The sequence below is a fragment of the Haliscomenobacter sp. genome (genome assembly GCF_040403615.1).
Lineage (GTDB): Bacteria > Bacteroidota > Bacteroidia > Chitinophagales > Saprospiraceae > Haliscomenobacter.
In genome coordinates this window covers 2429-13313 of sequence record NZ_JBBAKG010000138.1, presented here as the reverse complement: position 1 = coordinate 13313, position 10885 = coordinate 2429, and the positions used below count along the sequence as shown (strand labels likewise).

7 protein-coding genes are annotated in these 10885 nt (G+C 46.5%); all 7 read left to right on the top strand.

The genetic code is table 11. The features are described 5' to 3' along the window. Positions 1-274: 274 nt before the first annotated feature. Entirely contained in the window at positions 275-952 is a 678-nt protein-coding gene (locus tag ABW391_RS26115) for a porin family protein (RefSeq protein ID WP_353484851.1), read from the top strand. 109 nt (positions 953-1061) lie between these two features. Continuing rightward, a complete protein-coding gene (locus ABW391_RS26110) occupies positions 1062-3575 on the top strand; it encodes a cation-translocating P-type ATPase (RefSeq protein ID WP_353484850.1) in 2514 nt (837 codons plus the stop codon). 137 nt (positions 3576-3712) lie between these two features. Beyond that, positions 3713-4369, top strand: a complete 657-nt coding sequence (locus tag ABW391_RS26105) for a BON domain-containing protein (protein ID WP_353484849.1) — start codon at positions 3713-3715, stop codon at positions 4367-4369. Positions 4370-4451: 82 nt separating this feature from the next. Beyond that, complete coding sequence (locus ABW391_RS26100; protein WP_353484848.1) at positions 4452-4742, top strand: hypothetical protein; 291 nt, start codon at positions 4452-4454, stop codon at positions 4740-4742. Positions 4743-4819: 77 nt separating this feature from the next. Next, on the top strand, positions 4820-5542 hold the full coding sequence (locus tag ABW391_RS26095) for an Ig-like domain-containing domain (protein ID WP_353484847.1): 723 nt from the start codon (positions 4820-4822) through the stop codon (positions 5540-5542). 41 nt (positions 5543-5583) lie between these two features. Further along, positions 5584-7632: an OmpA family protein gene (locus ABW391_RS26090; RefSeq protein ID WP_353484846.1), complete on the top strand. Its 2049-nt coding sequence runs from the start codon at positions 5584-5586 to the stop codon at positions 7630-7632. 257 nt (positions 7633-7889) lie between these two features. After that, a partial coding sequence (locus tag ABW391_RS26085; protein WP_353484845.1) for an ice-binding family protein occupies positions 7890-10885 on the top strand: 2996 nt, incomplete at its 3' end.

Genomic DNA, 10885 nt, shown 5'->3' with positions numbered 1-10885 from the left:
ATGAACCCTATGGCCCAGGCGATAACCAATATAACGGCTACCGTATACAGCAAATTTCCCATGATTTTTAGATTTAAAGGGTGAATTTCTACAAAGATGCTGCTTTTGCCAAAGACAACTCTTACATCATTTTGGATATTAATTGCATCATTCACAGGTTTTTATTTAAAAAAAACCATGTGTGAATGCTGTAAATATTGATCGGAATTGTGTAACGCATGTGGCTTGGAAATGGCTCACCTTTGTACCATCACTCACCTTAAATGAAATTGATATGAATAATTTTCGCAATAAAGTACTAACCTGTATCACCATCGCAGCAATGCTATTAATGGGAGCAGGCAAAACAGCCGCTCAATCGGTAGAGTTTGGGTTGCGCTACATGCCTACCTTTTCTAACTTCAAGGTATTTACGCCAGGCAATGGCAATAAACTGGGAGACTATACCAACGGCAACGGTTTTGGTGCCATCCTAGGGATCAATTTTACCGATCACGTTGGCATACAGGGAGAAGTATTGTACAGCGCCATTGCCCAGAAATACACTGATGTGGATGTTGAACGCCAAATCAAATTGAAATACGTCAACATTCCTGTTCTGCTTTCGCTGAATACAGGAAAATCGAAAGTGGTAAACTTTAACATTGTGGGTGGACCCCAAATTGGAATCAGCACAGGCAGCACTATCTTTACCAAAAACAATGGTAACGATAATCCATCGGCGGTTCTGGCAGTCAAAAAAGGAGACCTTGGTTTTGCTTACGGCGCGGGACTTGATTTTGGACTAAACTCAGCACATACTTCCAGGCTGGGTATCGGATTCCGTGGTGTAGAAGGTTTGTTCGACATCAGCGACAGAAGCAACACCATTTCTACTGATTCTTATTACCTGCTGGACAAAACGAAAGTCAAAACTTATTCTTTGTATGTCGGTTTGTCGATCCTTTTGTAAATCAATTGTCTCAACTCTATTTGCACTATAGATACAATTAATCCCTAGAGCAGGAAGCCCGTTGCCATTTGGCGCGGGCTTTCGTATATTTATAAAAAAGCTTGCGGATATGACTGGTAACAATTTTGGAATCAAGGGGCTGAGCCTCCCAGAAGTAGAAAAGGCCCGCGAAAAATATGGATACAACCGCCTGGCTTTTAAAAAAGACAGCGGATTTTTCAATGCCTTGAAAAAAGTGGCTCAAGAGCCCATGGTCATTTTGTTGTTTGTGGCGGCTTCCATTTATTTTATCAGCAGAAAAATAGGGGATGGAATTTTTCTTTCATTTGCCATATTATTTGAAGCTGCCATCTCATTGTATCAGGATTCTCGCAGCAGGAATGCCCTGGAGAAACTCAAAAACTTTACCCAACCCAACTGTAAGGTGATTCGAGATGGCGAAATTATAGAAATTCCCAGTGACGAACTGGTAGTAGGAGACAGTCTCATGGTCGAAGAAGGCACCGCCGTTCCTGCCGATGGTACAATAGTGCATTCCAACGATTTTGCAGTCAACGAATCCATCTTGACCGGGGAATCATTTTCGGTGGAAAAAGACAAGACGGTAGAAGACCATTTCATCTACCGGGGTACACAGGTAGTGAGTGGTCTGGCTATTGCGACCATTACTGCGATAGGCAATGAAACCAAAATCGGGAAAATTGGCAAAAGCCTGGAAAGCATCAAGGAGGAAAAAACTCCGCTGGAATTGCAAATCGGCAATTTTGTGACCAAAATGGTGATCGTAGGGGCAGTGGTCTTTTGCATTGTTTGGGGGATCAACTACAGTCATTCTCAAAATCTGCTAGACAGTCTACTCAAGGCACTCACGCTGGCCATGAGTATAATGCCCGAAGAAATTCCGGTAGCGTTTACCACTTTTATGGCCCTGGGTGCCTGGCGCCTGATGAAAATGGGCATTGTAGTCAAGCAGATGAAAACCGTAGAAACCCTTGGGAGCGCTACTGTTATCTGCACGGATAAAACCGGCACCATCACCGAAAACAAAATGAGTTTGGCCAAGTTGTTTGTGTTGGCTACCCACCAAACCTCGACCCTAGAGCACAAAAACCTCAGCGACGAAGAAAAAGCGCTCGTCTGCACGGCCATGTGGGCCAGCGAACCCATTCCGTTTGACCCCATGGAGGTGGCGCTGCACGATGCCTATACCTCGGCTACAGCTACTGATGAAAGAGCCCAATACAAAATGATCCACGAATATCCTTTGGGGGGAAAACCACCTATGATGACGCACTTGTTTGAAAATGAACAAGGAAAACGGATCATTGCGGCCAAGGGGGCGCCCGAAGCACTGATGGAGGTTTCCAACTTGTCGGCAGAGGAACATCACCTCATTGAAACTGCCGTGAATGCCCTGGCCGCCGATGGCTATCGCTTGTTGGCCGTGGCTGAAGCTGAGTTTGAAGGAGTTCATTTTCCCGAAAAGCAGCAGGAATTTCATTTCCATTTCAAAGGGCTGGTTGCTTTTTACGATCCACCCAAGCACAACATCCAGGCGGTTTTTAAAGATTTTTACAAAGCTGGCATCGCAGTGAAGATTGTTACAGGAGACAATGCGGCTACAACCAGTGCGATTGCCCAGCAAATAGGCTTCAAGGGGCATGAAAAAAGCATGACGGGGGATGAGCTCATGAAGCTCTCTGATGCGGATTTGCAAGAACAGGTAATGGACATTCAGGTCTTCACCCGCATGTTTCCAGAAGCGAAACTCAAAATTATCAATGCACTTAAAGCAAAAAACCAGGTGGTAGCCATGACAGGCGACGGCGTCAATGATGGTCCGGCCCTGAAAGCTGCGCACATCGGCATCGCCATGGGAAAAAAAGGAACAGAAATTGCCAAGCAGGCTGCGTCCTTGATTTTGATCGACGACGATCTATCCAGAATGGTGGATGCCGTAGCCATGGGCAGAAAAATCTACGCCAACCTCAAAAAAGCCATTCAATACATCATCTCCATTCACATTCCGATCATTCTGACCGTGTTTGTACCACTGGCCTTGGGCTGGATTTACCCCAATATTTTTTCGCCTGTTCACATCATTTTTTTGGAATTGGTGATGGGCCCTACCTGCTCGATCATTTACGAGAACGAGCCAATGGAAAAGAACACCATGCAATTGCCACCCCGTACGCCGACCAATACGTTTTTCAATTGGAAAGAGCTGACCACCAGTATTATCCAAGGATTGGTGATCACCATGGGGACTTTGGGTACCTACCAATACGCTGTGTATGAAGGCTATGATGAAGCGCTTACCCGCACTATGGTTTTTGCAGTGCTGATTGCCGCCAATATTATCCTGACCCTGGTAAACCGCTCTTTTTATTATTCGATCATCACAACCCTGAAATACAAAAACAACCTGGTATTGGTGATCATTGGCATCACCTTATCGCTTTCCGGATTGATCCTTTTTGTGCCATTCTTGTCAAAATTCTTTGGGTTTGAACAGTTGAATTTGAATCAATTGCTGATTGCCAGTGGGGTAGGGGTACTCAGCGTAATCTGGTATGAATTGGTGAAAGTGATCAAGCGGATGAGGAAGGTAAAGCTGAACTAGTCAACTCAATGAATAGTTCAGTTGCTTCTAAACATGTGAATAATGCAACTTATCTAAAGATTTGTGTAACACTTCCTGATTCAGTATGGCTCACCTTTGTGTTGTGAAAATGTATTCGCAAAACAAAAAGCCTCACCATGAAAAATAACGAAGATTTGCAAAGAGATGTTCTTGATGCCATCAAATGGGAACCCTTATTTAAAGCCGCAGAAATTGGCGTAACTGCCAAAGACGGCGTGGTTACCCTGACCGGAAGCGTAGACAGTTATGCAAAAAAATTAGAAGCCGAAGAAGCGGCCAAAAACGTGTCTGGCGTAAAGGCCGTCGTTGAAAAAATCGAAATTCAGTTTGGCCACAGTTTGAAGAAAGACGACAATGAAATAGCCAAAGATGTTCTGAATGCTTTCAAGTGGAACTGGGAAGTGCCAGGAGACGATATCAAAATCAAAGTAGAAGACGGTTGGGTTTCCCTTCACGGCGGCGTGCAATGGAATTACCAGAGAGAGGCTGCCAAGAAAGCCATCCGCAACCTTCCAGGCATCAGAGGCATCATCGACAACATCACCATCAATACCGCCGCACACGATGGCATCGAAAAGAATGGCATCGAGCGCGCATTGGCCCGCAATTGGTCCATCGACGATCAGCACATCAAGGTTCAGGTCACGGGCAATCGGGTAACGCTCAATGGCACCGTTCACTCATTGTACCAAAAAGATGAAGCTGGGCGCATTGCCTGGAACGCACCAGGCGTGTGGTCGGTAGAAAATGAACTGACCATAAGCGATAATTGAGTGCATAGATTGGTGAAGGATGGATGAAAAGCTTCTCCGTTCTTCTCCAACAATTATTTGACTACCTTAAAAAAGTAAACCAATGAAAAAGATTTTCTTTTTAGCATGCATTTTATGTATGGCTTTTATTTTTAATAGTTGTGCCCCTGGCTATGTTGCAGTGAGACCCAACTACATTGATGGCGTCCGCCCAAATCAACCGAGCAATGCGCACGTTTGGACTGGTGGCGAATGGGGTTGGAACAACCGATCACGCAATTATGTCCAACGGAATGGCGCTTGGCAGATACCAAGCAGAGGTCGCTCCTTTGTACCTGGGCATTGGAACACCAATCCAAGAGGAAACTACTGGGTACGCGGCCAATGGCGGTAATGATAGTAACCGTTTTTTACCCATTCAGCCTTCATCGAACACTGTAATTTAGCTTCACTTCGACTAAATCCAAACCATTGAAAAAGTACAATCTATTCTCAACCCTTGCCCTTGCATCGGTTTTGCTGTTTGCAAGCTGCCAAAAAGATGACTACGTTGAAGTCATCGGATTGTGTCCAACGGTAGTGTCTACCAATCCGATAGATGGCGCAACTGGAATCACCTTAAACAGCATCATCAAAGCGACTTTCAACGAAAAGATGAACCCGGCAACTTTCACTACTGCAACTTTCACCTTGCAAGACACCAGTGGAGTGGCCGTTAGTGGCCTTGTTTCGTATGTGGATACCACGGTTTCCTTTACGCCTTCGGCTGCACTTAGTCCCAATAAAACCTATGTTGCCAGGATAAAAACCGGAGTGAAATCTGCAAAAGGCAATGCCTTACAATCAGAGCGTGTCTGGAGATTCACCACGGGCATCAACTTTTCGCCTACAGTAATTGGTACAGATCCAGCCAACAATGTGACTGGTGTTGAACCAAACAAGGTAGTTACGGCTACATTCAGCGTACCCATGAACCCGCTGACCCTTACTCCATTGACATTTCGGGTAACTCAGGGAACTACCCCCGTAGCGGGAGCAGTTACCTACATTGGTTCAACAGCCTATTTCACCCCCAGTACAAACCTGTTGTCCAACACTGCTTACACAGCAACCATTACTACCGGTGCAATGAACGTTGCTGGCACGCCAATGGGGTACAATTACAAATGGAACTTTGTACTTAAGGTAATTTAAATCCCCTGGCTTGTTGATCAATAAGCCTTAAAACAAAACAAATGCAAGTCAATTCAAATACAAATAAAGCGTCACGCACGGAGTGGACTGCTTGTGGCTGGGCCATGAAAAGCCTAATCATCAGTGCGTTACTTTTGATTGCTGTCCAATTGCCGCTTCAAGCCCAAGAGGATGCCTATTCTAAGCCATCCTTTTGGTTTGGTGCTGCCGGAGGCGCGAATTTTAATTTTTACCGTGGCTCTACCCAACAGTTAAATGCGGATTTTACGGCTCCAATATCCTTTACAAAAGGCAATGGGGTTGGACTTTTTGTTGCGCCGCTGCTGGAGTTTGTCAATCCCAATACCGGCTTGGGCGTGATGCTACAAGTTGGTTACGACAATCGCCACAGTGAGTACAAACAGGAGCTTACGCCCTGCAATTGCCCTGCTGACCTGGCCGCCAAGTTGAGTTACATCACCGTAGAACCCAGTTTGCGGGTTGCACCGTTCCACTCTGGTTTTTACTTGTACGGTGGGCCACGTATGGCCTTTAACGTGGAAAAAAGCTTTACCTACAAACTGGGCATCAATCCGGCATTTCCGAATCAGGAAGCTACGCCGGATGTGAAAGGGGACTTGAGCGAAGTCAAAGCGACCCTGATTTCGATGCAAATTGGAGCAGGATTTGATATCCCGCTGAGTTCTCCCAATCAACCAATGCAAACGGTATTTTCTCCATTTGTCTCTTTTCAACCCTATTTTGGCCAGTCGCCTCGTTCCATCGAAACCTGGAACATCACGACCTTGCGCGTTGGCGCCGCACTTAAGTTTGGCCATGGCCAAAAAGTGGAAGCAACCCCAACAGCGAATGCCCCCATGGTCGAAAACGCAGTTACTATTATTCCTGAGGTGCAATTTTATGTCACCTCACCGCGCAACATCCCGGTTCAGCGCAGGGTTAGAGAAACCTTTCCATTGCGGAATTACGTATTTTTCAACCTGGGTTCTACTGAAATTCCCAACCGCTATGTATTGTTGGATAGAGATCAGGTAAAAGATTTTAAAGAGAATCAATTGGAGCAATTTGCCCCCAAAAAACTCTCTGGAAGGTCTGATCGCAGCATGACCGTGTACTACAATGTGCTCAATATTCTCGGCGACCGGATGGGCAAAAATCCAGGCACCAGCATTGTGTTGGTCGGTTCATCCGAAAAAGGCCCCGAAGATGGCCGGGCAATAGCCATATCCGTTCAAAACTACCTGGTGAATATTTTCCGCATCAATGAATCCAGAATCAGCATTGAAGGCCGGAACAAACCCAACATACCTTCCGAACAACCCGGGGGAACCCGTGAGCTTGAATTACTGCGGGAAGGTGACCGAAGAGTATCCATCGAAAGTACTTCTCCAGAGTTATTGATGGAGTTTCAAACCGGACCTGAGGTCTTCTTTAAGCCGGTAGAAGTAATTGGTGTACAGGAAGCTCCTTTTGAGAGCTACGTATCTTTCTATGTCAAAGGTGCAAAAGAAGCCTTCTCTTCCTGGTCTTTGCAGATCCTGGACGACAAAGGAAAAATGCAATCCTTTGGCCCGTATACTCAGGAGAATGTGAGTCTGCCCGGAAAGGCCATTCTCGGTACTCGCCCCAGTGGCCACTATGCGATAACCATGATTGGAAAAACTTGGACCGGAAAAACTGTGAAAAAGGAAACCTCAGTAGATATGGCACTTTGGACGCCGCCCCAAAATGAAGAAGGCATGAGATTCAGCGTCATTTACGAATTCAATGAATCAAAAGCAATTGCGATTTATGAAAAATACCTCACGGAGGTGGTCATTCCAAAAATTCCTCAAGGAGGAACGGTAATTGTACATGGCCACACCGACATCATTGGGGATGAAGCTTACAACCAAAGACTTTCCTTGGCCCGCGCCAACGATGTGAAGTCCATTCTTGAAAATGGATTGAACAAAGCTGGACGGAGCGATGTGAAGTTTGAAGTCATTGGCTCTGGCGAAGACCAGACGGTATCTCCGTTTGAAAACAATTACCCAGAAGAACGCTTCTACAACCGGACAGTAATCATCGACATCATACCACACAACTAAGAGTTTAAATTTTAGTATTCATAAGCAATTGGATTTCGGAGTGGCTGCCTACAATACTGGGCAGTCACTCGAAGTCTTTTCCCCGAAGTCCATTTTCATAAAAAATAGAATCAAAGTCATCACTTTTTTTAATATAACGGCCAATTTTTGAAATGTGAGAACTATGTAACTTTTGATCAGAATAGTGTAACACATATGGTGTTTAAATACCTCACTATTGTAGATCAAAGATTTTCTCACACTGTAAAATACTTATTTTGAAAACACAAATACAACCCGCATTTAGATCTCTTGTTTTCTTTTTATTGCCGATGATTGCTTTTGGACAAGCACCCAACCTTGGAACGTCCGGCAGCTTTACGCTGTTTACTGCAGTTGGTGCATTCAGCAATGGTGGTAGCTCAATCGTGAAAGGAGATATTGGTACCAATGTTGGTGCCTTCACTGACTTCCCCCCCGGTACAGTAATTGGGCAAATCCACACCGCAGACGCTGTTTCAGCACAAGCTGCTACCGATGTAGGTCTTGCCTACAGTCAATTGGTTGGCCTCACTTGCAACAGTGTGATTGGCACAACGCTAGGCGGTGGTCAAATGCTTACCCCGAAAATTTATTGCCTGGGTGCTGCTTCAACCCTAACTGGTGACCTGATTCTAGATGGACAAGGTGATCCTGGAGCCATATTTATCTTTCAAATAGATGGTGCTTTATCAACCAGTACCCTTTCGAGAGTAATCCTCACCAATTCTGCCTCATTGTGCAACGTATACTGGCAAGTAAACGGAGCATTTGCGCTCGGTCAAGGGGCTACCTTCGTAGGTACTGTGGTTGCCAACGGCGCCATTAACCTATTAGAGGGTTCTTCTTTAGATGGTAGGGGACTGTCTCGGGAAGGCGCCATTTCCATGAGCAATAATGCTGTTACTGGCGCAGGAGCTTCCGCCTCAGTTATTTCAGCAGCCGGTACAACTACATTTTGTGCCGGTGGAAGTGTAGTTCTTTCGGGGAATAAATTTGGTACCTGGAGCAATGGCAGTAAGGCAGCTTCCATCACGGTAACCACAGGTGGCGATTATTTTGTTACCAATTCTGGACTTTGCCAAAGTGCAACATCTAACCACATTACTGTAATTGTCAACCCCCTCCCTACTGCATCGGTTATTACTTCTGGAAATACCGCGATCTGTGCAGGATCCAGTCTTGTTCTTTCTGGCAATATTGGCGGCACCTGGAGTACTGGCGCAACAAGCCCAACCATAACCGTTACAACCGCTGGCGACTACTCTGTCACCAATACCAATGCATGCGGAGATGTGGTTTCCAATCACCTCATCATCAGCATCAATCCCTTACCTACTGCTTCCGTCATTACTTCTGGAGGTGGTGCTACTGCCATTTGTGCAGGATCCAGTCTTGTTCTTTCTGGCAATAGTGGTGGAACCTGGAGTACCGGCGCAACCACCCCAACCATAACTGTTACAACCGCTGGCGACTATTATGTCACCAACACGAATACTTGTGGAGATGCGGTTTCCAATCACATTCTGATAAGCATCAATCCACTGCCCATTTGTCAAATCACTGGTGTCGAAACCATCTGTCCTGGGCAACCTGCCGAACTATGTGCCAGTGGTGGCTCTACCTATTTGTGGAGCACGGGTGCATCAATTAGTTGCATTACCGTGAATGCTACCGGAACGTATACCGTTATGGTTACCGATGCAAATGGCTGTACCAGCATTTGCGACAAAATAATTAGCCCCAGTCCCCTTCCGATTGCTTCAGTCATTACAGCGGGAGGCGCCACTACTTTCTGTACAGGGTCAAGTGTTGTCCTTTCAGGCAATAGTGGCGGAACCTGGAGTACCGGCGCAACCACCCCAACCATAACTGTTACAACTGCGGGCGACTACTATGTCACCAATACCAATACTTGTGGAGATGCAGTTTCCAATCATATCCTGGTCAATGTCAATCCGCTGCCCATTTGTCAGATCACGGGTAGCGATGCTATTTGTCCAGGGTTATCTACCGAACTGTGTGCCAGTGGAGGCTCTACCTATTTGTGGAGTACGGGTGCATCCACCAGTTGCATCACCGTGAATGCTACCGGAACATACACAGTTACGGTCACCGATGCAAATGGTTGTAAGAGTACTTGCAGTAAGACAGTCACGGTTGGTCAGGAGACCACCTGCCAAATCACGGGCAACGACGCCATTTGTACAGGCCAATCTACGCAGTTGTGTGTACCCGCAGGGGCGGTAGGCTATTTGTGGAGTACCGGCGCGACGACCAGTTGCATTTTCGCACTTACGGCAACTACCTATACGGTCACGGTGACCAATGTCGGCGGCTGTACCAGCATTTGCAGTAAAACAATCGGTACCAGTCCTGCTCCGGTTGCTTCCGTCCTTACAGCAGGCGGCGCCACTGCGATCTGTGCAGGGACCAGTGTTGTCCTTTCAGGCAATACTGGCGGAACCTGGAATACTGGCGCAACTACCCCAAGCATAACCGTAACAACTGCGGGTGACTACTACGTCACCAATACCAATACCTGTGGAGATGCGGTTTCCAACCACATTCTGGTAAGCATCAATCCGCTGCCCATTTGCCTGATCACTGGTGTCGAAACTGTTTGTTTTGGCCAATCTGCCGAACTGTGCGCCAGTGGAGGCTCTACTTATTTGTGGAGTACGAGTGCATCCACCAGTTGCCTCACCGTGAATGCTACCGGAACGTATACGGTTACGGTAACCGATGCAAATGGCTGTAAGAGTATTTGCAGTAAGACGGTTACAGTAGGTCAAGAGGCAACCTGCCAGATCATGGGCAACAATGCCATTTGCCCAGACCAATCTACACAACTGTGTGTACCCGCAGGGGCGGCAGGCTATTTGTGGAGTACCGGCGCGACGACCAGTTGTATTTTAGCACTTACGGCAACTACGTATACGGTCACGGTGACCAATGTCGGCGGCTGTACCAGCATTTGCAGTAAAACAATCAGCAACAATAGCCTTCCAGTTGCTTCGGTCCTTACTGCGAGAGGTTCTACTGCGATCTGCGCAGGAACCAGTGTTGTTCTTTCTGGCAATAGTGGTGGTACCTGGAGTACCGGCGCAACCACCCCAAGCATAACCGTTACAACTGCGGGTGATTACTTTGTCACCAACACAAATGCATGTGGAGACGCGGTTTCCAACCACATCTTGGTAAGTGTCAATCCACTGCCTATTTGCCAGATCAC

What these genes read in the sequence shown, in the direction of transcription:
- ABW391_RS26115 (WP_353484851.1), top strand. Translation starts at nt 275, where the DNA reads ATGAATAATTTTCGCAATAAAGTACTAACCTGTATCACCATCGCAGCA.
- ABW391_RS26090 (WP_353484846.1), top strand. Translation starts at nt 5,584, where the DNA reads ATGCAAGTCAATTCAAATACAAATAAAGCGTCACGCACGGAGTGGACT.
- ABW391_RS26105 (WP_353484849.1), top strand. Translation starts at nt 3,713, where the DNA reads ATGAAAAATAACGAAGATTTGCAAAGAGATGTTCTTGATGCCATCAAA.
- ABW391_RS26110 (WP_353484850.1), top strand. Translation starts at nt 1,062, where the DNA reads ATGACTGGTAACAATTTTGGAATCAAGGGGCTGAGCCTCCCAGAAGTA.
- ABW391_RS26100 (WP_353484848.1), top strand. Translation starts at nt 4,452, where the DNA reads ATGAAAAAGATTTTCTTTTTAGCATGCATTTTATGTATGGCTTTTATT.